The sequence below is a fragment of the Sphingopyxis chilensis genome (assembly GCF_035930445.1).
Lineage (GTDB): Bacteria > Pseudomonadota > Alphaproteobacteria > Sphingomonadales > Sphingomonadaceae > Sphingopyxis > Sphingopyxis chilensis.
Genome location: NZ_CP142394.1, coordinates 1,217,383 through 1,242,078, shown reverse-complemented (window position 1 = coordinate 1,242,078; position 24,696 = coordinate 1,217,383). Strand labels below are relative to the sequence as shown.

General features: G+C 64.4%; 27 protein-coding genes. 13 read left to right on the top strand and 14 right to left on the bottom strand.

Annotation, left to right across the window (positions count from 1 at the left end; translation table 11 throughout):
- The first annotated feature begins 189 nt into the window (after positions 1-189).
- Positions 190-717, top strand: a complete 528-nt coding sequence (locus tag VSX79_RS05590) for a winged helix-turn-helix transcriptional regulator (RefSeq protein WP_326914707.1) — start codon at positions 190-192, stop codon at positions 715-717.
- 227 nt (positions 718-944) lie between these two features.
- Here the strand turns inward: VSX79_RS05590 and VSX79_RS05585 are convergent, their stop codons facing one another.
- The 3 genes from VSX79_RS05585 to VSX79_RS05575 all read right to left on the bottom strand — a co-directional run bounded on the left by VSX79_RS05585 (position 945) and on the right by VSX79_RS05575 (position 3,602).
- Positions 945-1,433 (bottom strand): winged helix-turn-helix transcriptional regulator, encoded by a 489-nt coding sequence (locus VSX79_RS05585; protein WP_326914706.1) that lies wholly within the window; start codon positions 1,431-1,433, stop codon positions 945-947.
- A 181-nt stretch (positions 1,434-1,614) separates the two neighbouring features.
- Positions 1,615-2,826, bottom strand: a complete 1,212-nt coding sequence (locus VSX79_RS05580; RefSeq protein ID WP_326914705.1) for an acetyl-CoA C-acetyltransferase — start codon at positions 2,824-2,826, stop codon at positions 1,615-1,617.
- Between the two features lie 35 nt (positions 2,827-2,861).
- Positions 2,862-3,602 carry an IclR family transcriptional regulator domain-containing protein gene (locus VSX79_RS05575; RefSeq protein WP_326914704.1) on the bottom strand — a complete coding sequence of 247 codons (741 nt, stop codon included), beginning with the start codon at positions 3,600-3,602 and terminating at the stop codon, positions 2,862-2,864.
- 103 nt (positions 3,603-3,705) lie between these two features.
- Between VSX79_RS05575 and VSX79_RS05570 the strand changes: the two genes are divergently transcribed.
- The 3 genes from VSX79_RS05570 to VSX79_RS05560 all read left to right on the top strand — a co-directional run bounded on the left by VSX79_RS05570 (position 3,706) and on the right by VSX79_RS05560 (position 6,371).
- Entirely contained in the window at positions 3,706-4,425 is a 720-nt protein-coding gene (locus VSX79_RS05570; RefSeq protein WP_326914703.1) for a CoA transferase subunit A, read from the top strand.
- Entirely contained in the window at positions 4,425-5,063 is a 639-nt protein-coding gene (locus VSX79_RS05565) for a 3-oxoacid CoA-transferase subunit B (protein ID WP_326914702.1), read from the top strand. Before VSX79_RS05570 ends, VSX79_RS05565 begins: the two co-directional genes overlap by 1 nt.
- A 276-nt stretch (positions 5,064-5,339) precedes the next feature.
- The gene (locus tag VSX79_RS05560; RefSeq protein WP_326914701.1) at positions 5,340-6,371 is read left to right on the top strand and encodes an NADP-dependent oxidoreductase; all 1,032 of its coding nucleotides are present in this window, start codon (positions 5,340-5,342) and stop codon (positions 6,369-6,371) included.
- Positions 6,372-6,465: 94 nt separating this feature from the next.
- Here VSX79_RS05560 and VSX79_RS05555 read toward each other — a convergent pair whose 3' ends face one another.
- Positions 6,466-7,182, bottom strand: a complete 717-nt coding sequence (locus tag VSX79_RS05555; protein ID WP_326914700.1) for a hypothetical protein — start codon at positions 7,180-7,182, stop codon at positions 6,466-6,468.
- A 191-nt stretch (positions 7,183-7,373) separates the two neighbouring features.
- On the opposite strand from VSX79_RS05555, the gene VSX79_RS05550 reads away from it, so the two are divergent.
- The 3 genes from VSX79_RS05550 to VSX79_RS05540 are packed head-to-tail and all read left to right on the top strand — an operon-like array spanning position 7,374 to position 10,758.
- Positions 7,374-8,231: an enoyl-CoA hydratase/isomerase family protein gene (locus tag VSX79_RS05550; protein ID WP_326914699.1), complete on the top strand. Its 858-nt coding sequence runs from the start codon at positions 7,374-7,376 to the stop codon at positions 8,229-8,231.
- Positions 8,232-8,233: 2 nt separating this feature from the next.
- Complete coding sequence (locus tag VSX79_RS05545; protein WP_326914698.1) at positions 8,234-9,460, top strand: CaiB/BaiF CoA transferase family protein; 1,227 nt, start codon at positions 8,234-8,236, stop codon at positions 9,458-9,460.
- A complete protein-coding gene (locus tag VSX79_RS05540; RefSeq protein WP_326914697.1) occupies positions 9,457-10,758 on the top strand; it encodes a fumarylacetoacetate hydrolase family protein in 1,302 nt (433 codons plus the stop codon). The genes VSX79_RS05545 and VSX79_RS05540 overlap by 4 nt, the downstream gene beginning before the upstream one ends.
- A 245-nt stretch (positions 10,759-11,003) precedes the next feature.
- Here VSX79_RS05540 and VSX79_RS05535 read toward each other — a convergent pair whose 3' ends face one another.
- The 4 genes from VSX79_RS05535 to VSX79_RS05520 form a co-directional block, all read right to left on the bottom strand.
- On the bottom strand, positions 11,004-11,684 hold the full coding sequence (locus tag VSX79_RS05535; protein WP_326914696.1) for a hypothetical protein: 681 nt from the start codon (positions 11,682-11,684) through the stop codon (positions 11,004-11,006).
- Between the two features lie 346 nt (positions 11,685-12,030).
- A complete protein-coding gene (locus VSX79_RS05530; RefSeq protein ID WP_326914695.1) occupies positions 12,031-13,443 on the bottom strand; it encodes an NAD-dependent succinate-semialdehyde dehydrogenase in 1,413 nt (470 codons plus the stop codon).
- Positions 13,444-13,549: 106 nt separating this feature from the next.
- Positions 13,550-13,978 (bottom strand): tautomerase family protein, encoded by a 429-nt coding sequence (locus VSX79_RS05525; protein ID WP_326914694.1) that lies wholly within the window; start codon positions 13,976-13,978, stop codon positions 13,550-13,552.
- 42 nt (positions 13,979-14,020) lie between these two features.
- Complete coding sequence (locus VSX79_RS05520) at positions 14,021-14,866, bottom strand: alpha/beta fold hydrolase (RefSeq protein WP_326914693.1); 846 nt, start codon at positions 14,864-14,866, stop codon at positions 14,021-14,023.
- A gap of 257 nt (positions 14,867-15,123) precedes the next feature.
- Here VSX79_RS05520 and VSX79_RS05515 point away from each other — a divergent pair, with 257 nt between their 5' ends.
- Positions 15,124-15,354, top strand: a complete 231-nt coding sequence (locus VSX79_RS05515) for a hypothetical protein (RefSeq protein ID WP_326914692.1) — start codon at positions 15,124-15,126, stop codon at positions 15,352-15,354.
- A complete protein-coding gene (locus tag VSX79_RS05510) occupies positions 15,351-16,025 on the top strand; it encodes a TetR/AcrR family transcriptional regulator (RefSeq protein WP_326914691.1) in 675 nt (224 codons plus the stop codon). The genes VSX79_RS05515 and VSX79_RS05510 overlap by 4 nt, the downstream gene beginning before the upstream one ends.
- A gap of 52 nt (positions 16,026-16,077) precedes the next feature.
- On the opposite strand, the gene VSX79_RS05505 is transcribed toward VSX79_RS05510, so the two are convergent.
- Positions 16,078-16,869 carry an SDR family NAD(P)-dependent oxidoreductase gene (locus tag VSX79_RS05505; protein ID WP_326914690.1) on the bottom strand — a complete coding sequence of 264 codons (792 nt, stop codon included), beginning with the start codon at positions 16,867-16,869 and terminating at the stop codon, positions 16,078-16,080.
- A 279-nt stretch (positions 16,870-17,148) separates the two neighbouring features.
- Between VSX79_RS05505 and VSX79_RS05500 the strand changes: the two genes are divergently transcribed.
- Entirely contained in the window at positions 17,149-18,129 is a 981-nt protein-coding gene (locus VSX79_RS05500; RefSeq protein WP_326914689.1) for an MBL fold metallo-hydrolase, read from the top strand.
- 43 nt (positions 18,130-18,172) lie between these two features.
- Here VSX79_RS05500 and VSX79_RS05495 read toward each other — a convergent pair whose 3' ends face one another.
- Together VSX79_RS05495 and VSX79_RS05490 are read right to left on the bottom strand one after the other, a co-directional pair.
- Positions 18,173-19,333, bottom strand: a complete 1,161-nt coding sequence (locus tag VSX79_RS05495) for a thiolase family protein (RefSeq protein WP_326914688.1) — start codon at positions 19,331-19,333, stop codon at positions 18,173-18,175.
- 26 nt (positions 19,334-19,359) lie between these two features.
- Positions 19,360-19,563, bottom strand: coding sequence for a hypothetical protein (locus VSX79_RS05490; RefSeq protein WP_326914687.1), 204 nt, complete (start codon positions 19,561-19,563; stop codon positions 19,360-19,362).
- A gap of 481 nt (positions 19,564-20,044) precedes the next feature.
- Between VSX79_RS05490 and VSX79_RS05485 the strand changes: the two genes are divergently transcribed.
- Complete coding sequence (locus tag VSX79_RS05485) at positions 20,045-20,632, top strand: TetR/AcrR family transcriptional regulator (protein WP_326914686.1); 588 nt, start codon at positions 20,045-20,047, stop codon at positions 20,630-20,632.
- A gap of 181 nt (positions 20,633-20,813) precedes the next feature.
- Complete coding sequence (locus VSX79_RS05480) at positions 20,814-21,404, top strand: TetR/AcrR family transcriptional regulator (protein WP_326914685.1); 591 nt, start codon at positions 20,814-20,816, stop codon at positions 21,402-21,404.
- 34 nt (positions 21,405-21,438) lie between these two features.
- On the opposite strand, the gene VSX79_RS05475 is transcribed toward VSX79_RS05480, so the two are convergent.
- Complete coding sequence (locus VSX79_RS05475; protein WP_326914684.1) at positions 21,439-21,993, bottom strand: TetR/AcrR family transcriptional regulator; 555 nt, start codon at positions 21,991-21,993, stop codon at positions 21,439-21,441.
- A 189-nt stretch (positions 21,994-22,182) separates the two neighbouring features.
- Between VSX79_RS05475 and VSX79_RS05470 the strand changes: the two genes are divergently transcribed.
- On the top strand, positions 22,183-22,710 hold the full coding sequence (locus VSX79_RS05470; protein ID WP_326914683.1) for a PaaI family thioesterase: 528 nt from the start codon (positions 22,183-22,185) through the stop codon (positions 22,708-22,710).
- A gap of 129 nt (positions 22,711-22,839) precedes the next feature.
- Here VSX79_RS05470 and VSX79_RS05465 read toward each other — a convergent pair whose 3' ends face one another.
- Positions 22,840-23,955 carry an alkene reductase gene (locus tag VSX79_RS05465; RefSeq protein WP_326914682.1) on the bottom strand — a complete coding sequence of 372 codons (1,116 nt, stop codon included), beginning with the start codon at positions 23,953-23,955 and terminating at the stop codon, positions 22,840-22,842.
- Between the two features lie 12 nt (positions 23,956-23,967).
- Positions 23,968-24,696, bottom strand: coding sequence for a hypothetical protein (locus tag VSX79_RS05460; protein WP_326914681.1), 729 nt, complete (start codon positions 24,694-24,696; stop codon positions 23,968-23,970).

The window sequence follows — 24,696 nt, the reverse complement described above, 5'->3', positions numbered from 1 at the left end:
CTAAATTCGAACTTACTGACCCCGCTGTCAAGCCATGATCCGGTCCCTTTTTTGGTTCATCGAAAGGGACATTCCATATTCTAACGGACCAACTTCAGGCTTCCATCGCGGCGTAAGCCGCGATAGAGAAGTATCGAATTCGAACCCGATGGCGCGATCAGGCTGGCGGCACGGTGGCTGGAGATTTCGATGCGGTGGAACGAACTGGACCAGGAGATTTGCTCGCTCGCGCGCACCATGTCGGTGATCGGCGATCGCTGGACCATTCTCATCCTGCGCGAGTGTTTCATGAAGGTGCGGCGTTTCGAGGATTTCCAATCGCGCCTCGGCATCAGCCGCGGGGTCCTTGCCGAGCGCCTCCACGGGCTGACCGACAATTTCATCCTGACGAAAGTCGCCTATCAGCAGGATCCGCTGCGCCATGAATATCGGCTGACGCCCAAGGGGCTGAAGCTCTATCCGGTCATCATGTCGATCGTGCACTGGGGCGATGAACATATGGCCGGCAAACCCGGGCGGCCGCTCGTTCATGTCCATGATCGCTGCGGGTCGCAGTTCGATCCGGTTCTTGTCTGCTCCGAATGCGGCGATCCGCTCGACGCGCGCGGCGTGCATATCTATCCGGGTCCAGGCTCGCCCAAACCCCATAATATCCCCCATCTGGATGACGCGGTAACCGGTCCGCCGCAGGGCATTCGCAAACGCCGCCGCGCCTAGTCGGGCGCGCCGCGCTCAAACCGATCAAAGGCAGCAACGGGTTCCGGGCTCGGTTAGCTCGCCATACCATATGGTGTTGCCAGAATCGCCGGCAATCAGCAGCGCTCCGCTCCCATGGGGCGCAAGAACGGCAGGACGACACTGCGCATCGCCCGACGATGGGAACAGAACGCCACCGCGATGCTCAGCAGCAGGTTCGCCGAAAAACCCCGGAAACTTGAATGGCTTTATTCCGGTTCCAAACGACCAAGCTCAAGGCCTTCCCACTCCTGCGGGCTCACATGCCGAAAATCGTCCGGCCCGAGAATTCGGCCGTCATCTGCGCGCAGTTCAAGAGGCGCGAGCGGCCTTCCCAGTTTGCGATCGATCATCAGATATCGTTTCTCGTCCGGCGCGAAGCAGCCATTCTCGCCCCACTGGCAGAGCGCCATAATGACTATGTAGAGTTCCTTGCCGCGCTCGGTGAGGAGATAACGATGGCTCGAGGCATTGTCTTCGTCGGGCTCGATCCGAAATATCCCATGCTCCACCAGCTTTTTCAGTCGCGTCGAGAGGATGTTCCGGGCCAAGCCCAGCGACCTGTGAAATTCCCCGAAATGCTCGAGCCCGATGAACGCATCGCGGATGATGAGCAGCGACCACCAGTCACCGATGACCCCGAGGGATCTGGCGATCCCGCATTGGGTGGTTCCAAGATCGGTGCGCTTTCCCTTCATCTCTGTCTCCTGTTACAGAGATATAGCGCACCTCCTCCATGTCAATTTGCTAAACAGACCGAAACGATCCCCATGCGCGGCATGGCGCCAGCCCCGCCCGCCCTTCTAGCCGGACCTACGATCGTACCATAAATCGCTGCGGCAACTATCAGGTACAGGGGGAAACGCGGGACGCGCCGCCCTAAGCCCGTTCGAAGATCGCAGCCAGCCCCTGCCCTCCACCGATGCACATGGTCTCAAGCCCGTATCGCACCTCGCGGCGGCGCATTTCATGAAGCAGCGTCGCGGCGATGCGGGCACCGGTCACGCCGATGGGATGACCAAGCGATATGCCCGAGCCGTTGACATTGAGCATATCGTGGCGACCATCGTCGTCGCTCCAGCCCCAGGCCTTCAGCACCGCCAGCACCTGCGGCGCAAATGCTTCGTTGAGCTCGATGAGGTCGATGTCGCCCCAGCCAATCCCGGTTCGCGCGAAGAGCCGCTCGACCGCGGGCACCGGCCCCACACCCATGCGCGCGGGGTCGCAGCCCGCCGCGGCCCAGCCCGCGAACCAGCCCGACGGCTCGAGTCCGAGTTCGGCGAGCTTGTCCTCGGCAACGACGAGACAGGCAGCCGCCGCGTCATTCTGCTGACTCGCATTCCCTGCGGTCACGACGCCGCCCTCGATCGGACGGAGGGCAGCGAGGCTTTCGAGCGAGACATCGGCGCGGTAGCCCTCGTCATGATCGAAAATCGCGGGATCACCGCGCTTTTGCGGGACCGCGACCGGCACCACCTCGTCGGCGAAGCGGCCTTCTCCCCACGCCGCGGCGGTGCGCTGGTGCGAGCGGACCGCATAAGCGTCCGACGCCTCGCGCGTGATGCCATAGTCGCGCGCGACATTTTCCGCGGTCTCGATCATGCCCGAGATCACGCCATAGCGCTCAGTCGGCTGCGACATCAGCCGCGCGCGGGTCAAACGGTCGTGAAGCTCGATGCTGCCGAGGCGCGCGCCCTTGCGAAGCGCGGTCGAATAATGCTCGACGTTCGACATGCTTTCGGCACCGCCCGCGACGACGACATCGGCCGCGCCCGTCTGCACCATCATCGCCGCCTCGATGATCGCCTGGAGGCCCGAGCCGCAGCGCCGATCGAGCTGGAACCCCGGCACCGTTTGCGGCAGTCCCGCGGCAAGCCAGGACCAGCGGCCGATGCTCGGCGCCTCGCCGCTCGCATAGCCCTGGCCGAAGACGACATCGTCGACGCGCTCGGCGTCGATGCCGCTTTTCTCGACAAGCGCGCGGATCACGGCGGCGCCGAGATCGCCCGCGGTGAGCGGCGCGAGCGCGCCGCCGAATTTTCCGACGGCGGTCCGGATGGGCGAGACGATCGCTACGCGGCGCAATTCCATAAATACTGGCTCCCTGGATTCTATGGTGTGGTGGTTCAGATCGCCCGTTCGAGCTGGCCCGCGGCCGCGCGCAAATCGGGCAGATACCGGTCGATGAGATATTCGGCGCTGTGCGCGGCCGAGAAGGTCGCGACATTGAGCGCGGCGACGGTCGCGCCGCTGCGATCGCGCACCGGCACCGCAAGCGAGCGAAGGCCAAGCTCGAGTTCTTCCTCGACGAGGCTCCAGCGCTGCTCGGCGACGCAGGCGAGTTCGGCGCCGAGCGCCGGCTTGTCGACGAGCGTGCGCTCGGTACGCCGATCCAGTGCGGCGGCGGCGAGCCATGCCGCACGCCCGGGCTCGTCCGCCGCGGCGAGCAGCACCCGCCCCATCGAGGTGCAATGGCTCGGAAGCGTGCTTCCGACCATCAGCGGCGCGGCGATGATCTGATTCCGTTCGGCTCGCGCGATATAGATGATCCGCCCCATGTCCGCGGGATCGAGCGTCGCGACCGAGACGGTTTCCTGCAAGCGGTCGCGTAGCGCATTGGCGACGGCCTGGCTCGCGCTCGCGAGCGGCGAGGAGGAGAGGAAACCGCAAGCGAGCGGCAGGAGGCCCGGCGTCAGCATATAGCGCCCGCCTGCCTCGCGCGCATATCCGAGCTTGACCAGCGTATGGAGGCAGCGGCTCGCGCTCGGCCGGTTGAGTCCGCTGATACGCGCCGCTTCGGCCACCGAGAGCGAGGGGTGGCGTTCGAAGGCGCGCAGCACTTCGAGGCCCCGCGCGAGCGAAAGCATGAAATTTGGGTCTGCCGGCTCGCCCGCACGCATCGCGATTGACCTTTTTCAAAAAACCGATTATTGATTCTTTTGTCCGATTACCGGACATATAGAGGGATCGATGACCAAGCGCAAGATATTTCCGGATGCCGAGGCGGCGCTCGCCGGCGTCCTTTTCGACGGCATGACGATCATGTCGGGCGGCTTCGGCCTTTCGGGCAATCCCGAGCATCTGATCGCCGGCCTGCTCGCAAGCGGCGTCAAGGATCTCACGATCATCTCGAACAATTGCGGCGCCGATGGCTTCGGTCTCTGGACGCTTCTCAACAACGGCCAAATCCGTAAGATGGTCTCGTCCTACATCGGCGAGAACAAGCTTTTCGCCGAACTCTATCTTTCGGAAAAGCTCGAGCTCGAACTCAATCCGCAGGGCACGCTCGCCGAACGCATTCGCGCGGGCGGCGCCGGCATTCCCGCCTTCTACACCAAGACCGGGGTCGGGACGGTGGTCGCCGAGGGCAAGCCGCATGAGGAGTTCGACGGCGCGCTCTATGTGCGCGAGACCTGGCTGCGAGCCGATCTTTCGATCGTCAAGGCGTGGAAAGCCGATCCCGAGGGCAATCTGGTCTTCCGCAAGACAGCGCGCAACTTCAACCCCAATATGGCGACCGCGGGCCGGGTTACGATCGCCGAGGTCGAGGAGATCGTTCCCGCCGGCAGCCTCGATCCCGACCAGGTCCACACGCCAGGCATTTATGTGAACCGGATCATCGAGGGCCCCGCCTACGACAAGAAGATCGAGTTCAGGACCACCCGAACGCGCGAAGAGGAGCCCGCCTGATGCCCTGGACCCGTGAAGACATGGCAGCGCGTGCGGCGCTCGAACTCCAGGACGGCTTCTACGTCAATCTTGGAATCGGCATCCCGACTCTCGTCGCGAATTTCGTGCCGTCGGACATCGAGGTCGTCCTCCAGTCGGAAAACGGCATGCTCGGCATCGGCCCCTTTCCTTATGATGATGAGGTCGATCCCGATCTCGTCAACGCCGGCAAGCAGACGATCACCGCACTTCCGACGTCGAGCTTCTTCTCGTCGGCTGACAGTTTCGCGATGATCCGCGGCGGTCATATCGATCTTGCGATCCTCGGCGCGATGGAGGTCGCGGGCAACGGCGATCTCGCGAACTGGACCGTGCCGGGCAAGATGATCAAAGGCATGGGCGGCGCGATGGACCTTGTCGCGGGCGTCAAGCGCGTCGTCGTGGTGATGAACCACGCCGACAAGGCGGGCAATCCCAAGATCGTCGAGCAGTGCAGCCTGCCGCTTACCGGCACCGCCGTGGTCGATGCGATCGTCTCCGATTATGGCCGCTTCATCCTCGATCGCGGCGAGCGCTGCCTTCGCGTGCAGGAACTCGCCGCCGGCATCGATCTCGAAATGGTGCGCGCGCAAACGGGGATAGCGGTCGCGGCGGACTGACCGCCGCCCTGGTGTCAATTATCCCCAGATCCCACGATGCAATGGCGGACCCCACCGTTAAGTCACTCGACAAAAATGGTTTCTAGGCGTCGCGTACCGGCGCCGACCGGGGCAGCGCGCACGGACCGCACGCCTCATCCGCCCACCAACCGGGAGCGCCGCTCCGTGGGCGATTGATATAATGACGATCATCATCTAAATCTCCAGCCGTCGATTCCCGGCGCCGGCATCCGCCGCGCTTCGGCCTCGTCGGATTCACGGCATTGGAGACATGAAGTGACGAAAATCAAAAGCGAACGGGTAATTCTGGCTGCACGCCCGAACGGGGCACCGCGCCCGAACAATTTCGGCATCGAAGACGTCGATTTGCCCGAAATCGAGGATGGCGAAGTCCTGCTCGCGACCCGCTATCTGTCGCTCGACCCCTATATGCGCGGCCGTATGGACGACCGTAAATCCTATTCGGCCCCGACCGCGGTCGGCGGCGTGATGGAGGGCGAGACGGTCGCGCGCGTCATCGCCTCGCGCCACCCGGACTTTGCGGTGGGTGACCATGTCGCGGCCTATCTCGGCTGGGTTTCGCACGCGATCTCGAACGGGACCGGCCTCGTGAAGCTCGACGAGCGCTTCGCGCCGCCGAGCACCGCGCTCGGCGTCCTCGGCATGCCCGGGCTTACCGCCTATGCCGGCCTGCTCGAGATCGGCAAGCCGAAGGAAGGCGAGACCGTCGTCGTGGCGGCCGGGGCCGGCCCCGTCGGCTCGCTCGTCGGCCAGATCGCGAAGATCAAGGGCTGCCGGGTCGTGGGGATTGCCGGCGGCGCGGAGAAATGCGCCTATCTCGTCGACGAGCTTGGCTTCGATGCTGCGATCGATCATCGCTCGCCGCGCTTCGCCGACGAGCTTGCTACCGCCTGCCCCGATGGCGTCGACGTCTATTTCGAACTGGTCGGCGGCGCGGTATGGCAGGCCGTGCTCCCGCTCCTCAACGAGTTCGCGCGCGTTCCGGTTTGCGGACTCGTCGCGCAATATAATGGGCTGGCCGCGGCGGAGAAGCCGCATTTCCTCGCCGCGACGCTCGGCACCATTTTGACCCGCAGCGTGACAATGCGCGGGTTCATCGTCCGCGAATTCTGGCATCAGCGCTCCCAATTTCTCGAAGAGGTCGGCGGCTGGATCGCCGACGGGCGCGTCAAGTTCAGGGAGGATGTCACCCAGGGTCTTGCCAATGCGCCCGAGGCGTTTATCGGCATGCTCGAAGGCCGCAATTTCGGCAAAGCGATTGTCGAGGTGGGCGCGCCCGTCGCGTGACAGGAATGACCGGCTAGCCCCTCTCCGGCCTTCCCCCACGCGGGGCGGCTGGAACCAGTCGGTCAGGAGCCGGACCGAAGGGTCCGGCTCCATGTCATTCGAGACGGAAGTTCGAATAGCCAAGATCGACGAAGACCGGTCCCGGCGCCGAACGGCCGTCCGGTAGCCGGGGAAGCGCCTTGCGCCGCGTCGGCATCACGAGGCCCGAAAAATTGGCATGATCATAAAGATAATGCGCGGTCGGGACCGAGTTCACGACCTCTGAATGATAATCGAGCCGGCGTAGCAGCCCCTTCGCATCGAAGTGGAAAATCTGCTCGGGGCAATGCGTCGGAATGTCCGGACTGAACCGCACTTTGAGCCGGCGCCAGATCTCCCCCTCTTCCTCCCATGGTTCGATTTCCTCGGTCTCGAAGCCGGGATAGGTGAAGAGGAAGGGGGTGGTGAGATAATTCCATCCCGCATAGCCGCAAAAATAGGCGAGATGGAGGAGATCCCAGGGATATTCGCGCGCCATGCCATCGAACACGGCGCGGGGTGAGGGCCGCCGTTCAAGCACACGCCCGGCACCCGTCTCGACCGAGACTTCGGCATCGCCATTGTAAACGACCCGGATGGCGATCTCCTCGGGCGTATAGATCGCGTGCGGACGGTGCGGATCGATCGCGAAGCGCGTGGCGGCGAGCGTGTCCTGACCTTTAAGCTGGAACAGCGTCCCCCCGATCGTCTTGTCGACCGTGATCCGCTTGAGGCCTCGCCAAAGTTCGAGGCCCCCATGCGCATCGATCGCCATGTCCAGTAGATCGCTCATCCTCACCTCGCCATTTTCATATCTTCATTTAGATTATGACCATACTATAAATTGTCAAGCACCGTCGCGGGCCGAGAGCCCCCGCACCGACCGGTCATGTTTTGGCCATTGCCATCTTTTGGATTATGATTATCATCTATCTGGACGCCGCCCGGAGAGGGCGGCGCGAGGGAAGAGGAAGGAAGCAACCGATGGCAAAGCCCGAGACCGCAGCAGCCGGGCGCAAGCCCGCGGAAAAGCAGGGCGAGGAGGCCCCGCTCGTCGAGCGCGACGTCCGCGGCGCGCTGACCGTGCTGACCATGCAGTATCGGCCCTATAATCTCGTCGGACCCAAGCTGATGCGCGTGCTGCTTGCCGAACTCGCCGCGGCGCAGGAGGCGGGCAGCCGGGCAATCGTGCTGCGCAGCGGTCTTCGCCACTTTTCCGCGGGCGCCGACCTCGACCTCTTCGATGCGCGGGCCGAGAGGCAGCAGCGCCCCGAAAAGCCCGCAGGCGACGCCCCGCGCCATTCGCCGACGGTCGAGTTTCTGCGCGCGTTCGAACTGCTCCCGATCCCGATCATCGCAAGCGTTCATGGCGTCTGTCTTGGCGGCGGCTTCGAGCTCGCGCTCGCGTGCGACTATATCATCGCCGCCCAGTCGGCGAAGATCGGCTCGGTCGAGGCGACGCTCGGCCTCCACCCGCTGATGGGCGGGGTCCAGCGCCAGGTCCAGCGCGCGGGCATGGCGCGCGCGAAGGAGATGTCGATGCTCGCACGCCGCTACGATCCCGCGACGCTCGAGCGCTGGGGGCTCATCAACCTCGTCGTCCCCGACGAGACGCTCGAGGAGGCCACGCTTGCCGTCGCCGAGGAATTTGCGAACGGCCCGACCCTTGCGCATGCCGCGACCAAGCAGCTTGCCTATATCGCCGCGAACGAGGGCGTGCTCGCCGCCGACGATGCGATGGAGGAATTGCAAAAGCCCATCTGGACCTCGGACGATCTGAAGACAGGGCTCGCCTCGTTCCGCAAGAACGGCCCCGGCCTCGCCCGGTTCGAGGGGCGCTGACCATGGCGGGCCCCCTCACCGGCATCAAGGTCGTCGACTTCTCGCGCGTGCTCGCGGGGCCGCTCTGCGCGCGGACATTGCTCGATCTTGGCGCGAGCGTGGTGAAGGTCGAGCCGCCGCGTCCCGACGTCACGCGCTTCGCCATGCCGTCGGCGAACGGCATGTCAGGCTATTATGCCCAGCAAAATGCAGGCAAGCGCAATGTCAGCATTGATCTCAATGCTCCGGGCGCCCGCGACCTCGCGTTGCGCCTTTGCGACGAGGCCGACATCGTCGTCGAGAATTTCCGCGCCGGTGCGCTCGCCTCGTTCGGCCTCGACTATGAAGCGGTCGCGGCGCGCAATCCCAGGATCATCTATGCCTCGATCACCGGCTATGGCCAGGGCGGACCCTGGCGGTCGCGCATGGCCTACGCGCCCACGGTGCAGGCCGAAGCGGGGTTCACTGCGAACAGCCTCCGTCACTATGGCGAGGCGCTGACCGCGCAGCGCACCGACAGCCTCTCGCACGCCGACGTCTATTCGGGGCTCCAGGCGGTGATCGCGATCCTCGCCGCGCTCCATCGCCGCGCCGAGAGCGGCGCGGGCGAATATATCGATGTCGCGATGGCGGCGACGCTGATGGCTGTGAACGAGCGCGCGCATGTCGATCTTGGCGATATCGATCTCGGCGCCGAGCCCGCCGTGCTCGGCGCCACCGATTGCCCCTTTTTCACCGGCCCCGGCGGCGAACGCTTCACCGTGGCGACCAGCCTCGTCGGCAGCCTCACCTTCCGCTCCTACCTCGCCGCGATGCGCCGCGCCGATCTTGCAAAAGATCCGCGCTTCGCCACCGCCGCCGCGCGCCGGCAGAATCTCGATGAATTGCATGCGATCGTCCAGACATGGATCTCGACCTTTCCCGACATGGCGGCGCTCGACGCGCAGTTCGACGAGGCAAAGATCGCGATGGGCGAGATCCGCAGCTTGCGCGAGCTGGGAGAGAGCGAGTGGGCCGATTACTGGGGCGCGGTGCAGGAAGTCCCCGACCGCCGCGGCGGCAGCTTCCGCCTTCCCGGCCGCCCCTGGAAATTCGCGTCCGAAAGCCTCGACCCGCTCGGTTCGCCCGCCTTTCAGGGCGAGCATAATGCCGAAGTGTTTGGCGAACTCGGCCTCAGCCGCGAAGACATAGCGGCGGCGCACGCCGCAGGCGCGCTCGTCGGTGGCCCCAGCGCGGAGGCGAAGGCGTGAGTATTTCGCCTCCGCCCTCATGGGTTCCCGGATCGCAGACGAGCGGCTTCTCGCTCGCCTGCCTGCCGTACGGCGTCGGCGCGCCGGACGGAGGCGATCCGCGCCTGCTCGTGGCCATCGGCGACCATGCGCTCGATCTTGCAGCGCTCGCGGAGGCTGGTCTCCTCGGACCAGGCATTCCGGCAAGCGGGCCGTGGCGGGCGGCCAGCCTTTTGCCCCTGATCGAGGCGGGAGCGGATATTCACCGCACGCTTCGCGCGCGCCTCCGGCAGATCTTGGCCGAGGGCGCCGCGGAACGCACGCTTATCGAGCCGCATCTCCACCCGCTCGGCTCGCTCGATATGTCCGTTCCGCTATCGCCGCCCGATTTCGCCGACTTTTATGCAAGCTATCATCACGCGATACGCTCGGCGGCGGCGATGCGGAGAGAGCCGGTCGAGGATGCCCCCTCCAACTGGAAGGCGATGCCGCTCGGCTATCATGCGCGGTCGGGGACCGTCACCGGCCCCAATGCGGACATTCGCCGGCCGAACGGCCAGTATCGCAGCGCCGGCACTGTCGTGACGGGCGCGAGCCGCGCGCTCGATTTCGAACTCGAGATCGGCATCATCCTTAGCCGCGCTTCAGCGCTCGGCGAGCGCGTTGCGGCCGAAGCGTTCGAGCAGCATGCCTTCGGGCTGACGCTCCTTAACGACTGGAGCGCGCGCGATCTCCAGCGTTGGGAGAGCGTGCCGCTCGGTCCCTTCGCCGCCAAATCCTTCGCGACGCAAATCGGTCCGTGGGTTATCCCGATCGAGGCGTTGCTGCCCTACGGCCATAAGACCGAGACGCAGGCCACGGCCGCCGACTATCTTCGGCACGAGGGGAAGTGGACCTTCGACATCGAGCTCGAGGTCCATCTCCAATCGGCCGAGATGCGGCGGCGCGGCATCGCTCCTGTCCGGATAACAAAAAGCAACCTCGCGCATATGTATTGGGACCCGGCGCAGCTCCTTGCGCATCTTACCGTCAACGGTGCCAGCACGCGCGCCGGCGACCTCATCGGAACCGGCACGATATCGGGCCCCGAACCAAGCAGCGCGGCCTGTCTGCTCGAACTCACCGAAGCGGGCCAGCCGCATATCGCCCTTCCCGACGGCACGCAGCGCGGATGGCTCGAGGATGGCGACGAAGTGACGCTGAGCGGCGGCGTTCGACGGGATGGCACCGCGATCCTGTCCTTTGGACAGCTTTCTGGACGCGTCGCCGCCGCGCACCCCTTTCCTTTGCCGATCGTACCGATACTTCCACGCGGATAGGGCCCGCTTTGGGCTGGGAAGCGGTCGGGCATCTATCGAAAAGGCGCGGTCCGATAGAAGGCATTCTACCGTGACGGAAACCTCTCAACGCGCCTTGTCGAACACAATCTCGATCCGCCAGCAATCTGCGGACACGCGAAGTCCGACGCGGGTCGCACCACGCCGAGTCCGATGTGAACAGCTCTGAAACATGTGATGGGCGCACGGTATTCATGGGTTTTTCGTTCATAAGGAGGCATCGAGGCTCAATGGCGATCACGTCGTGAGTCAGTGCCTGTGCTGAACAGCCCGGATGTGATGCTAGCCGACAGGCCATTTGATTTAATGTCATCCAAACTCTGAAACCGGTTACCGCTAAAATTCCTGTCATTATAGTTTGGGAGCCACGGTAGATTTCTCTCGATGCCGGCGCTTGGATCATCGCCCGTAATTTCTATCGTGATGCGGGAAACCCCCACATTGTCAGGCGACACTTCCCGCACGGTCCTAGGATTGCGTGGATCATCGAACGTGACGAATAGCGGCCAGGCATCTAGTTCTCGCGGGTTGCGGCCCGAGAAGGGATTGGGCCGGGTGCGGGGCAAATCGACCGGCCCCGCAATCTTGACCATGGCCCGTTGCGCCGCCGCCATTCGGTCGAGCGATTCCGTGCCGCGCTCGACCGCCAGCATGTCGGTTTCTGGATTGCGCCGGAACTCCGGCACTAGCGGAAGCAATGCGTAATTTGCGACCTTCTGACCATATTCCGGTTCATCGGGCTTACCCAACAACGCATAATAGGTGCGGCTATCGGCCTCGATGATGACAGCTTCACCCTTCAACGACCGTTTGACGGCTTGGCCCGACGAATCGGCGACCGAAAACACTCGCTCTTGTAAAACAGCCCGGACACTCGAAAATGGCTTGTCTCTGACATAGACTGTCATGCGGTAGCGATAGTCAGGAAACTGATCGTCGCCGCACCCGCCCAATGACAATGCCACTGGGAGAACTGACACTGAGGCAAGAAATGTCCGACGATCCATCAAATATCAGCTCTAGTATTCCCAGTGCCGCGCGATCTCGGCTGTATGCGTCCTAAAGGGAACTCGTTAAGAAACGCCGGGTCTAACGGAAAACGGGCAATTTTCGTTAGCTTCGACTTTTTAGATGGGCGCAAAATCTTTGCGAAAGACCGGCTTCGGTCGTTTGCCGCCGTTCCTAAGGGCCTCAATCCTTGCCTCCTCCAGAGGATGCTCTCCCGTTTCAGGGGGCGCTGCTCACTCGGGGAACTCAATCCGCTTTTTTCACCGGCACCGGACCAAAGGGCGGTGAGCCCGAGGGGACGGCATGGACGAGCTTGCGGTTCACGAACTCGCCGAAACCGAGTTCCGCAAGCTCGCGCCCGAAGCCCGATCCCTTGACGCCGCCGAAGGGCAGATGCGGCGCCGTCCAGGAGGCCTGATTGATGAAGACCATGCCGCTTTCGATCCTTTCGGCGAGCGCCTCGCCATGCGCGATATCGTCGGTAAAGATGGCGGCGCCGAGCCCGTAGGGCGTATCGTTCGCAAGAGCGATCGCCGCCTCTTCGTCCTCGACGACGAAGAAGGAGGCGACCGGACCGAACAGTTCCTGGCGGTAGACGGGATTGTCGGGCGCGATATCGGTCAGAACGGTCGGCTGGAGATAGAAGCCGGGGCGATCGTAACGTTCCCCGCCAAGCACGACCTTGGCTCCTCCCTCGCGCGCGGCGGCGATCTGTTCCAGGAGACCTTCGAGCGCGCGCTCGGACGAAAGCGGCCCGAGGCGCGTCGTCATCTCATTGGGATCGCCGGGCTGGAGCGTGCTCGCCTTGCGCGTGAAGAGCTCAAGGAAGGCCGCGCCCCGCTCCTTGCCGACGACGATGATCCGCTTCGCCGAAATGCAGCTTTGCCCGGTGTTGAACAGGCGGCCAAGCAGCGCCGCATCGACCGCCGCCTCGAGCGGCGCGTCGGGCAGCACGATGAAGGGATCGCTGCCTCCCAGTTCCATGACCGTTTTCTTGAGATTGCGGCCCGCGCGTTCGGCGACCGCCGCGCCCGCGCGCTCGCTTCCGGTAACGGTGACCCCGACGACGCGCGGATCGTCGATGAGCCGGGCGATCTGGTCGTGCGAGGCGAAAATATTGGTGAAGACTCCGGGTGGCGCGCCTGCGCTTTCGAGGAGCTCGGCAAAAGCGAGCGCGCATTGCGGAACGTTCTCGGCGTGCTTCAGCATCACGACATTGCCGACCATGAGCTGCGGGCCGACGACGCGGGCGACCTGATAATAGGGAAAGTTCCAGGGCTCGACCGCGAGCAATATGCCAAGCGGCAGCGTCAGCACCTTCGCGCCGGGAGCGCCGGGAACGGACGCGGGCGTCATGAAGGCTTCGCCGTGCTGCGCATAATAATCGAGGATCGCCGCGGCGAGCGCGACCTCGCCATGCGCGCCGCCGGCGACCTTGCCCATTTCGAGGGTGAGGAGGCTCGCATAGTGCGGCGCCTCCGCGCGCAGCTTCGCGGCCGCGCGCGCGAGGATCGCGGCGCGCTCGGCGACAGGCGTCTGCCGCCAGCCGGCATAAGCGCCGTGCGCGGCGGAGACGGCCGCATCGAGTTCGGCATCGGACAGGGTCGGGAAAGTCTTGAGCGCCTCGCCGGTTGCGGGGTTCACGGTCTGATAGATCATGGTCTTCACCTTGAACTTGCTGTTGCCGTCGCTCGCGGGGACGGCCCTTCCGCCCCGGCTCCCCGGGCGCCGAGCGCCCGGGGAGCCGGGAAACGACATCGAGCGATCAGTCGTGCGTGCGCGCCGACGCCTTGTTCTCCGCCATCCAGCGCTTCTCGTCCTCGGTGCCTTCGCGCGGCGGGAAATAGCCCTGGATCGTCCAGAGATCGAACGGCGTCTCGTCGACATGCAATTCCCAGTCGAACCCGCGGTCGGCGATGAAGGGCGCGAGGAGCTTGTTCACATAGGTGAAGAAGTTCACCCGCATCTCGTCCGACTGGAAGGTTCGCGCGATATGATCGACCCAGATGCGAATGAAGCGCGGGTGCGGTTCGCCGCCGATATAGAAATTGTCCTCGGTCACTTCCTGGAACACGACGCCGACGTAGAATTTCGGCATGACCCGGCCATAGATGCCGGTCAGCGCCTGCGCGATGCCCTTCTTGTCGTCTGCGGTGAAGGCATCGACCGGGTGATAGATTTTCCAAAGCGGCATGGATTGAGCTCCTTGATCAAAGAGGGCGGACGCTCTCGACGCTTATGCGTCGAGGAACAGCGCCGCGTGCTTCACGAAAAGATCGGGGTACTGAAAATGGGCGCCGTGCCCCGAGTCCGGATAGAGGATGAGCTGCGCGTTCGGGATATGCTGCGCGAGCGTGTACGAGTTGATCGTCGGGATCATCACATCGTTGCTGCCGTTCACGACCAGCGTCGGCTGGCCGATCCGCTTCAGCTCGGCGAAGCTGTCGTCGCGCGCGCCAAGCCAGGCTTGCATCGCGGCGAGTTGCGCACCGATTGCCTGCATCCCGGCAGGGACGTCCTTGTTCTCGGTGCGGCGATGCCGCCGCTCCCAGAATTGCTCGCCGGCCTTGCGCCCGGCATCCGAAGGCGAGAAGAAGAGATAGAGAAAGGCCTCGAGCGGACTGTCGCCGGTCTTTTCGTCGGTCGAGCGCGCATGAACCGGCATCTCGGGGTCCTGCGACGGCACCCCGCCACGCGGTCCTGTTCCGACCAGGACGAGCTTGCGCACGCGCTCGGGAAATTGGAGCGCGACCGACTGGGCGACGAACCCGCCCATCGAGAAACCGAGCAGGTCGACCTGGGCGAGATCGAGCGCGTCGAGGAAATCGCCCGCGCGCTGCGCCATATCGTCGAAGCTCGGCGGCGTCGCGCCGCTTGAGCCGGCAACGCCCGCGTTGTCGAAGAGAATGATCGGACGGCCGGCGCCGAGCCCGTCGGTAACCGCGGGATCCCAATGGTCCATGCCGCCGCGAAAATGCTGGAAGAAAACAAGCGGAACGCCGCTCTCCGCGCCGAAACGGCGATAAGCATAGCGAACGCCGTTCGCTTCGACATATTGGGTCGGCGCATTCACATGGGGCATTGGAACCTCTCCTTTTGGCTACGCCCGAAACGAACCACCCCGAGGCCGCTCCGTCTTTCGGTTCGTCCTCGCAAGCGATTGCCCGCGCTTGATGATGTCATTTAGATTATGTTCAACATCTATTCAAGAGGCAACCGACGTCCGAGGCAAGAGCCCACTCCGGACACCTTGAGCGAATGCGCATCGGCCAGCCCTTGCAAAATTGGATGATGATAATAATATATCGCTGCATACGCTGGGCAGCGGAAGGATCGGTAATGGATGGCGCCCCGATTTCAGCAAGATTGATTGATAGCGACGAGCTGGCAATAGCCGGCGCATTGTCCAGCGAAGAAGCCGAACTGCTCGGAGGGCGCTCCTTCTGGGCGCGCGCGTTCGAGACCATTCTCCGCTACCCGCTGGCACCCGAACAGCTCGAACTCGAGGTCCTGCGCTATCTCCAACAATATGCGACCGCCGTGCGACGTGACGATCAGGAAGCGACGTGACGCTTGCCTCGCAAGGCCAAAGCGCTGCGCAGGCCAAGACCGCTTGGCAGGCGACACGTTCCCGGGGCGCCGGTCCGCGCGATCTTGTCGACGGCGCAGCGCCGCTGAACGGCCCCAATCCGCATGCGCGCAAGAAAGCGCCCGAGACGGTGCGGCGCGCGCTACTCGATGGCGCCGCAGCAATCGCGGCCTCGCGCGGTCTTGCCGCGATGAGCGTACAAACGGTTGCCGATAGCGCGAAGGTGACCAAGGGCGGCCTGTTCCACCATTTCCCGAACAAGCAGGCGCTCGTCGAGGGCTTACTGGCCGATCAGTTCGAGAAGCTCGACGCGGTGCTCGACGATATCATCGCGGCCGATCCGCTGCCATATGGCCGGTTTACGCGCGCCTATGTAACATTGATATTCGATCACCCGCGCGCGGGGTCCTGGGCAACGATGGCCGGGATGATGATTGCCGATCCGGCAATACGCGCCCGCTGGGCGACATGGATTGCCGAGCGCCTGACCCGGCACGCCGACACCGACAGTGGTATCGAGTTCGAACTGACAAGGCTTGCCGCGGACGGCGCCTGGCATCGCCATCTGGTAGATGGCGGGCTCGGTCCGCAGCTCTCCGCCATCCGTCGACGGCTGATCGAGGCGACGCAGCCCGCCGGGACAAGAAGCTGACGCGAATCCAGCCGGTCACGCCCGAACGGAAATATCGCAGGCGCGCCGAGGCTCAAGCAACGGGCGTGTAGCGCTCCGCGACGCGGCCGCCGACGACCTCGGCAAGAAAGCGCGCCCTCTCCTTTTCGATAGCATCCCAGATCCCGGCATCGACGAGGGTCGGGACCGTCACTTTCTCGCCGCTTGCAAGACCCGCGAGCGCTGCCTCGACGAGCGCGTCGGGACCGATATAGGCGCTTGCCGGAAACACCGAATCGTCCAGCCCCTGCGCGGTGAAGAATTCGGTTCGGATGGGACCGGGCAACACCGCCTGGATGCGGATGTCGGTCTTTTCATATTCGAGCTGCAGCGAACGCGTGAAGTTGAGCACAAAGGCCTTCGATCCGCTGTAGGTGGCGCCCGCCGCCGAAGGCGCGAAGGCGATGACCGACGCGATATTGACGAGCGTCCCGATGCCGGTCTTGCGAAAGCCGGCCAGCGCCGCGATCGAGAGGCGGGTGAGCGCGACGATGTTGAGCCGGATAAGGCTTTCCTGGGCATCGGCCCCCTTGATCGCCGTGGGGCCGAGCGCGCCCGCCCCCGCATTGTTAATGAGGACCGCGACGGGATCCGTCTCGAGCCGCGCCGCGAGCGCTGCAAGATCCGACGCATCCTCAAGATCGGCGACCAGCGTTTCGGCCGACACGCCATGCGTGTCGGCAAGGCGGCCGGCGAGGTCCTGCAGCCGGTCGGCGCGGCGCGCGACGAGCAGGAGGTCATAGCCTTCGGCCGCAAGCCGTTCGGCATAGGCTGCACCGATGCCCGAAGAGGCGCCCGTGATCACGGCGACATTTGTCTGGCTCATTACTGTCCTTCCATTCGGCATGCACAGCGAGCCGCATGCCTAGCCTCTCCCGTTCGAAGAGAATGGATAGATTATATACATAATCCTTATCCCGCAACGAAATTGCTGCAGGCACCGTCTCCAGCATCTCCATATCTGCGCAAGCTTGTCGGCAGCGGGCGCGCTCTCTCCGCGATCTTGCAGCCCGCCGCCTTCCGCAAGCCCGTCCCTTGTCGCGAGGCTGCCGCCCACCATATCGAGCCTGACCAATTCCATCACAACCGGGGCAAGACCATAGCGATGCGCAATCCCTATTATGAAGGCCCCGTCTCTGATCATTTCGATGGAATCCGCTTCCTCAACCCTGCGGGCGAGCCGGAGACCGATCGATCGTTCGGCGAATTCCTGCGGTGGCGAAGAAGTGCGCCCGACAACCGATGGCCCTCGTCGGTCGACGTCACGCCCGTGACGCCGGAAGCGCGCGTGGACGGGCTACGTGTCACCATGGTCGGCCATGCAACGCTCCTCGTCCAGATCGCTGGCCTCAACATCCTTACCGATCCGGTCTGGTCGGACCGCGCAAGCCCCGTCGCTTTTGCCGGTCCGCGCCGCGTGACCTCGCCTGGCATCGAACTCGTCGCCCTGCCCCAGATCGACGCGATATTGCTGTCGCACAATCATTACGACCATCTCGACATGGCGTCGCTGCAAGCCCTTCACGCGCGGCACGACCCGCTCATCGTCACGCCATTGGGCAACGATGCGATCATTCGTCGCCGGCTTCCGTCGGCGCGGATCGAGGTGGGCGATTGGGGCGATCATTTCGAGATCGCGCCGGGCGCGAGGGCATATATCGTGCCCGCGCTGCACTGGTCGTCGCGCGGACCGCGCGACCGACGCATGGCCTTATGGGGCGGTTTCATGCTCGAAGCCGCCGGCAAGCGGGTCTATTTCGCGGGCGACACCGGCTATGGCACGGGCAATATCTTCCGCGATATCGGCGCGCGCTTCGGGGCGGTCGATCTCGCGATCCTGCCGATCGGGGCCTATGATCCGCGCTGGTTCATGGCGGCGCAGCATTGCGACCCCGAAGAAGCGATCCGGATCATGCTCGATGTCGGGGCAAAATCTGCTCTCGGCATGCACTGGGGCACCTTCAAGCTGACCGACGAGGGCCGGGTGGATCCCGAGCGGCGCCTTGCGGAAGGATTGGCGGCACGGGGGATCGAGCCCAGGCGTTTCAGGGCCCTTCATCCAGCCGATGTCGCCGACTTCGGCTAGGTCATCGCGAGCGCGCCACCCGGGGATCGCTTCCGGCAAACGGTCAGACGGCTTCCAATATCGTCGCGATGCCCTGCCCGCCGCCGATGCACTGCGTCGCCAGCGCATAGCGTCCGCCCGAGCGGTTCAGTATCTGCGCCGCCTTGCCCGTGATGCGCGCGCCGGTAGCCCCCAGGGGATGACCGAGCGCGAGAGCGCCGCCATCGATATTCACGAGCTCGCGCGGTATCCGAAGTTCGTTGATGCAGGCGACCGCCTGGCTGCCGAAGGCTTCGTTGATTTCGACCACATCGAGATCATCGACAGAAAGACCCGCACGCGCGAGCGCTTTGCGCGTGGCCGGGACCGGCCCCATTCCCATATATTCGGGTTCGACGCCCGCGACCGCGCTCGCGCGGATACGCGCCAGCACCGGCAATCCGTGCTTCGCGGCGAACGCGTCGGACGTCACCAGAGTGGCGACGGCGCCGTCGGTGAGCGGCGAGGCCGTCCCGGCGGTTACCGAGCCGTCCTCGGCGAATGCCGGTTTGAGGCCGGCGAGCACCTCGAGCGACGTGCCCGCTCGAATGCAGCCATCCTCCTCGACCCTCGAGCCGTCGGCGAGCACGACCGGGACGATTTCCCCCGCCAGCAGGCCATCGGCCTGTGCGCGGGCCGCTTTCGCATGCGAGTCCACCGCGAGCTGCTCCTGATCCTCGCGGGCAATGCCATGACGTGCGGCGACATTCTCGGCGGTCTGCCCCATCGAGATATAGGCGTCGTAAAACTGATCGGTCCCCGGCTGCCCATCGAAGGCGAAGCGCGGATTGGGCGAGAAGTTGAAGCCGCCCTGCGGCACCATCGTCATGCTTTCGACGCCACCCGCGATGAAGGCATCGCCGGCGCCCATCGCGATCTGGCCGGCGGCCACGTGAATGGCATACATCGAGGATCCGCAAAAGCGATTCATCGTCGCTCCGCCGAGCTCCTTCGGAAGTCCGGCGAGCAACGATGCGATCCGCCCGATATTATTGCCCTGCGCAGCTTCGGGATAAGCGCAACCAAAGAGCACGTCCTCGATCAGCAGTGGGTCGAGCCCGCTGCGATCGACGAGCGCCCGCAAGACGAGCGCCGCGAGATCGTCGGGTCGGCTGTCCTTCAGTCTCCCCTTGCGCGCGAAATGGAAGGGCGTGCGGACATATCCCGCAATAACCGCATGCGTCATAATCAGGTCCTTCAAGATAAGTGCTATTAGCCCGCGCGATCGGACGGCTTGTCCGCGAGCGGCGGTCCGACACGCGACGACAGCGATCGCAATTCGGCTTCGAGGCCGTCGATGCGCCGGCCGAGCCAATAGGCTTCATCGACTTCCATCGCATAGGCAAAGTCCGCGAATTTGCGGAGCGCGCGCCGCCACAAGCTCGTGGAAGACGCAGGATCGGGATCGGCAGTCATGGTCAGACCTCTTTAGATTTCGATCATAATCTTTCCTATATGGCGTGCCGCCGCGGCGAGGTCAATATGCTGCCAAGAAGGAAGGCATATTTGCGAAGCGCCTTGCTATATATTATGTTCATAATATAATCGTCGGTCATCTCAAGCGGAGTCGTCGCAGCACAGGCTGTCGCGGCAAGGGATGAAGATCGCAAGGCTCCGGAGAAGCGTCTGCGTTTTGCAAGACGGCGCCGCAAGCGACGGGAGAGGTTCAATGGCACGCACGCGATGTTTCGACGTGGACCGGATTCTTCAGCTATGCCGCAAAGCCGCGCGCGACGCCCCGGCGCGCCAAACGCGGCCGCGCGCGGTCGCGCGCGAAGCAGGCCGCCCCCTTCCCCGCGCCGCCGACCGGATGCGTAGCGCACCGACGGGCGCCGAATCTGTCGGTGGCGGCCGCTCGCCTCGCCGAAGGTAAGCGGGAGGCGAAGGAGCGGACATCATGGTCGAACGCTGCAGGCAGAAAGAGCTGACGCGAACGCGGATCCTCGACGAGGCGGCCCGGGCCATACGCGAGCAGGGAGCGGGCGGCATCGGTGTCGCCGCGCTCATGCAGCGCGCGGGGCTGACCCATGGCGGCTTCTATGCGCATTTCGAGAACCGCGACGATCTCATTGCCATGGCCTTCGAGCGGATGCGCACCGATAGCCGCGAGATGTTGAGGCGCAACCTAGACACGCAGGACGGGGCCGACGGGCTCGACAGGCTGATCGACGATTATCTGTCCGACCGGATGATGCATCGCATCGAAGCGTCCTGCCCACTCCCCCTGCTCAGTCAAGAAGCGCGCCGCCTCCCCCCCGCCGCGCGGTCGGCTCTCAGCGACACGATCGATAATTTCCGTCGCCGCCTCATCGAGACGCTCACCGAACTCGGACGGCCCTCGCCATCGACGCTCGCCGATTCCGTTGTCGCCGAACTGGTCGGCGCAATGACGCTGGCACGCGCAATGGACGATGAGGAGAGCGCGATGAGGCTGCTCGAGGCGTCCCGGCTCGAACTGAAGCGGCGCGCCGGCCTCATTCCCTGAACCCGGGATTCGGAATCCCGCGAACTGGCTCGCGGCATATCGCTCCCGAAGAGACGGGGAGAGCGGCACACGAGGCCCGCCCGGAGCGGCGCGGGGCATTTGCAGTCCGCTCGTCATATAATGGCCTGTACGGGCACAGCATGTCGCAGTAGAGCGGTCCGCACCCATATAGGAGAAGATCGTGGCTCGCTATGCCAGGGGGCACAAGGATGCCTCGCGCGACAAGATCGTCTCGCACGCTTCGGCGCGGCTTCGCAAGGAAGGCATCGCCGCAGTGGGCGTCAGGACGCTGATGGCCGAGGCGGGCCTCACGCATGGCGCCTTCTATACTCATTTTCCGGCGCGCAGCGATCTCGTCGTTGCGGCCATCGATCACGCTCTTGACAGCGCGGCGGCGCATCTGCGCCACATCGTCGAACAGGCTCCCGCCGGCCGCGGTCTCGAGGCGCTGGTTCGATCCTATCTCAGCATCGGCCACCGCGACCGGGCCGAACTCGGCTGCGCCGCGTCCGCCCTCGCCCCCGAAATCGCACGGGAGTCCCTTCCCGCACGCGAGAGCTTTATGCGGCGAACGCGCGAGATGACGGAACTGATTGCATCGACACTTCCTGCCGACTGGGCTGCCGACATACGCACCGAACGCGGCTATGCCATTTTCGCGTCGATGATGGGAAGCCTGCAACTCATGCGGACCGCTTCCGATCCCGCGGAGATAGAGGCCATCATGATGGGCGGTCGGAAGGCCGCACTGCTGCTCGCCGAGGCTCAGTGACCGAAAAGCGCATTTCGGCCGAAGCCTTCGGCAATTAGCGGGTCTTTTTACCGCTCTTCAGGATTTCCTCAGCGAGTTCGCGCCGGCGCACGGCGCGCGCCAGAACGAGGCTCCCGACCATCTGCGCCATGCCTCGGATCGCTTCGGCGCGGGCGTCTTTCGAGCCATCATCGTCCGGCACGAGGCGTGCGATCGATTCCTCGAAGGCGTCCTCGAAGACCTGTTGCAACGCCGCGCCGTGGCGCGGCGCCTCGGCAGCGAGCGCCGCATAGGCGCACCCGTCGCCGACCCGGTCGATATGCTCCTTCGACAGATACCATTGGCGCAATGTCCCGAGGGGATCGCCCGGCGCTTTTGCAATCGCCTCGCCCCAGTTACCCAGATTTTCGGCGAGAGCCTGCTCTGTCGCCTCGACGACCAGCGCCTCCTTGTCGGCAAACTGCTTGTAAAAGCCGCCATGCGTCAGGCCAGCGGCTTCCATAAGACCCACGACGCCGATCCCGTCATAACCTCGCTGCCTGAATTTCTCGGCCGCGGCCTCCACGACTTTCGTCCTGTTCCGCGCGGCCTCGTCACGACTGACTCTCATGCGGCAACTCCATAATATTCGAACGCAAATCGCGATCCGAATGATGATCGACATATAATTATTGACAGCTTAGATTGCAATGATAATCCAATTTAGGGCGGTTTGCACGCATTGCGTCATCCGTGCCCCGCGCATTCCAGCCCCAACGAGTGGACGGATGCGCCACCGACAGCGAGGAAGGATCATCATTTGCCCGACGCCGTGCCCGCCGAAGAGAAAATGCCGCTCTTCGAAACAATCGAGAGGCTCCACCACAATTACGGGCTGGCCGACCCCGCCACGATCAAGGGTCTGGACGGGTTCGAACAGCTTCTCGAGATCCAAGAGGGCAATGTGCCGGCGCCGCCCATGGCGCGCACGATGAACTTCGTGCTCGGCCAAATCGAAAGAGGCCGGGTCGACCTGCGCGGCGAACCCGGAGCCGACCATCTCAACCCGATGGGCATCATCCATGGCGGCTGGATGATGACGTTTCTCGATTCTGTGCTGGGCTTTGCCGTGCAGACGGTGCTCGAGGCCGGCGAAACCTATGTGTCGCTCAGCACCGAGGTGAAGTTCGTGCGGCCCTTGCTGGCCGAAGGCGGACAGGTGCGCGCAATCGGCGAACTCGTCAGCCGCAGCACACGGACGGCGACCGCGACCGCGGTGGCGGAAGATCGCGAGGGACGGATCATCGGCACTGGGACGTCGACCTGCTTCATCCAGTCGCGGCGCTAGCCGCGGCCGCGTTAGCGCTTCCGGGGCGGCCGGAGTGATGCCGCCGGCCGCCATCTGGCGGCGATCCCGGCGGACGCGATCGAAAACGTCCGGGCGGGATCGGATGCCCCGCCCGGAACCAGTATCTGCTCAGGCCGCGACTTCAAGCCGCGGATAGTCGATATAGCCCTTCTCCGCTCCGCCGTAGAAAGTGGAGCGATCCCAGGGGTTGAGGTCCGCGCCCGCAGCAATGCGGTCGACGAGGTCGGGATTGGAGATGAAGGGCCGCCCAAAGGCGATGGCATCGGCATGGCCTTCGCGCACCGCGCCTTCGGCGAGCGCGGGATCATATCCGCCCGCCGCGATCAGCACGCCGGGCCAGAGCGGCCGGAAGAATTCGCTGGCCGAACGCGTATCGGCCGGCGAACCGTCGGGCTTGGGGGCGAGGTTGGCGCGCCCCTCGATCAGGTGAAGGTAGGCGGGGCCAAGCTCGGCGAGGCTCGATATCGCGTGGCTGTAGAGCGGAACGGGATCCTGCTCGCCGCTGTTGTTGGTCGTACCGAAGGGCGAGAGCCGGACGCCGACGCGCTCGGCGCCGACTTCCTCGATGAGCGCGGCCGTCACCTCGAGCATCAGGCGCGACCGGTTGGCGATCGATCCTCCATATTCGTCGGTGCGAAGATTGGTGTGCGACTGCAGGAATTGCTCGATCAGATAGCCGTTCGCACCATGAAGTTCGACGCCATCGAAACCGGCGGCGCGGGCATTGCGCGCGCCGGTCCGGTAGGATTGGACGAGATCGGCGATCTCCGCGGTTTCGAGAGCGCGCGGCGCCTCGAACGGGACCTGGCCCCAGGCCGCGTTGAAATGGTTGCCGGCCGCGGGAACCGGCGACGGTGCGACGGGGAGCGTGCCTCCCGGCTGGAAACTCGAATGCGAGATGCGGCCGACATGCCAAAGCTGGAGGAAGATGGCGCCGCCTTTCGCATGGACCGCGGAGGTCACCTTGCGCCAGCCCTCGATCTGCTCCGCGGAATAGATGCCGGGCGTCGCGGGATAGCCTTGCCCCGACGGCATGACCTGCGACGCCTCGGCGATAAGGAGACCGCCCGGCGTCGCGCGCTGGGCATAATATTCGGCGTTGAGTTCGCGCGGAATATTGTCGGGCTGACCCGCGCGCATGCGCGTCAGCGGCGCCATGACAATGCGATGCTTAAGGTCGGCAGCGCCAACCTTGATCGGCGTAAAAAGTGCGGATTTGGACATGGAAGCGCTCCTTCAGGCAGCCTTGACGTCGTGGATATCGATCGAAACGAGCACATTGTCGCGAAGCGGCAGGTTGTTCTCGCCGATCCGGTAGACACGGCGCTGGGTCGGATAGACGAGACCATCGAATTCGCGGGGCTCGAGCGCATAGTTGGCGCTCGACGTGCCTCCGAACACGCCCATGATCTCGACGCTGTAATCGTGGCGCCGCAGCACCCCGTCCGGGCCGAAATAGAAGGTCTGCTCCGCCGAATGGCTAGGGACATCGGGCGGAAATTTGACGCGCAGGCGGCGCCAGACCTCGCCCTCGCCGTCCCACGGATCGATCTCCTGGACCTCAAACCCCGGGCGCGCGAAGAGGAAGGGCGTGGTGAGATAGGTCCAGATCGCATAACCGCTGAAATAGATGATGTGCTGGCTGTCCCACGGCGTCGTCACCTTGTGATCGGCGAAGGAGGCCCGGGGCGACGTCCGTTCGCCGACAAGCTGGCCGTCGTCAGCCAAGATCGACGTGCGGTCGGGCTCGTAGATACTGCGCTGCCCGGGGGCAGCGCCGGATCGGTATTCGACATGCTGATGCTGCGCATCGACGGTGAAGCTCGCATCTTCAAGATGCCCTTCCCAGCCCTTGAGCGGCCAGATCGCGCCGCCGACCGACGCCCGCGCTTCCAGCGTCTTTACCTTCTGCCAGCGATCGAGACCGCCGTGCGCCTTCAGCGCCAAATTCAGTAGATCCGTCAC

Coding starts and splice junctions, on each gene's coding strand:
- VSX79_RS05590 (WP_326914707.1), top strand. CDS start 190: ATGCGGTGGAACGAACTGGACCAGGAGATTTGCTCGCTCGCGCGCACC.
- VSX79_RS05585 (WP_326914706.1), bottom strand. CDS start 1,433: ATGAAGGGAAAGCGCACCGATCTTGGAACCACCCAATGCGGGATCGCC.
- VSX79_RS05580 (WP_326914705.1), bottom strand. CDS start 2,826: ATGGAATTGCGCCGCGTAGCGATCGTCTCGCCCATCCGGACCGCCGTC.
- VSX79_RS05575 (WP_326914704.1), bottom strand. CDS start 3,602: ATGCTTTCGCTCGCGCGGGGCCTCGAAGTGCTGCGCGCCTTCGAACGC.
- VSX79_RS05570 (WP_326914703.1), top strand. CDS start 3,706: ATGACCAAGCGCAAGATATTTCCGGATGCCGAGGCGGCGCTCGCCGGC.
- VSX79_RS05565 (WP_326914702.1), top strand. CDS start 4,425: ATGCCCTGGACCCGTGAAGACATGGCAGCGCGTGCGGCGCTCGAACTC.
- VSX79_RS05555 (WP_326914700.1), bottom strand. CDS start 7,182: ATGAGCGATCTACTGGACATGGCGATCGATGCGCATGGGGGCCTCGAA.
- VSX79_RS05550 (WP_326914699.1), top strand. CDS start 7,374: ATGGCAAAGCCCGAGACCGCAGCAGCCGGGCGCAAGCCCGCGGAAAAG.
- VSX79_RS05545 (WP_326914698.1), top strand. CDS start 8,234: ATGGCGGGCCCCCTCACCGGCATCAAGGTCGTCGACTTCTCGCGCGTG.
- VSX79_RS05535 (WP_326914696.1), bottom strand. CDS start 11,684: ATGACAGTCTATGTCAGAGACAAGCCATTTTCGAGTGTCCGGGCTGTT.
- VSX79_RS05530 (WP_326914695.1), bottom strand. CDS start 13,443: ATGATCTATCAGACCGTGAACCCCGCAACCGGCGAGGCGCTCAAGACT.
- VSX79_RS05525 (WP_326914694.1), bottom strand. CDS start 13,978: ATGCCGCTTTGGAAAATCTATCACCCGGTCGATGCCTTCACCGCAGAC.
- VSX79_RS05520 (WP_326914693.1), bottom strand. CDS start 14,866: ATGCCCCATGTGAATGCGCCGACCCAATATGTCGAAGCGAACGGCGTT.
- VSX79_RS05515 (WP_326914692.1), top strand. CDS start 15,124: ATGGATGGCGCCCCGATTTCAGCAAGATTGATTGATAGCGACGAGCTG.
- VSX79_RS05505 (WP_326914690.1), bottom strand. CDS start 16,869: ATGAGCCAGACAAATGTCGCCGTGATCACGGGCGCCTCTTCGGGCATC.
- VSX79_RS05500 (WP_326914689.1), top strand. CDS start 17,149: ATGCGCAATCCCTATTATGAAGGCCCCGTCTCTGATCATTTCGATGGA.
- VSX79_RS05495 (WP_326914688.1), bottom strand. CDS start 19,333: ATGACGCATGCGGTTATTGCGGGATATGTCCGCACGCCCTTCCATTTC.
- VSX79_RS05490 (WP_326914687.1), bottom strand. CDS start 19,563: ATGACTGCCGATCCCGATCCTGCGTCTTCCACGAGCTTGTGGCGGCGC.
- VSX79_RS05485 (WP_326914686.1), top strand. CDS start 20,045: ATGGTCGAACGCTGCAGGCAGAAAGAGCTGACGCGAACGCGGATCCTC.
- VSX79_RS05475 (WP_326914684.1), bottom strand. CDS start 21,993: ATGAGAGTCAGTCGTGACGAGGCCGCGCGGAACAGGACGAAAGTCGTG.
- VSX79_RS05465 (WP_326914682.1), bottom strand. CDS start 23,955: ATGTCCAAATCCGCACTTTTTACGCCGATCAAGGTTGGCGCTGCCGAC.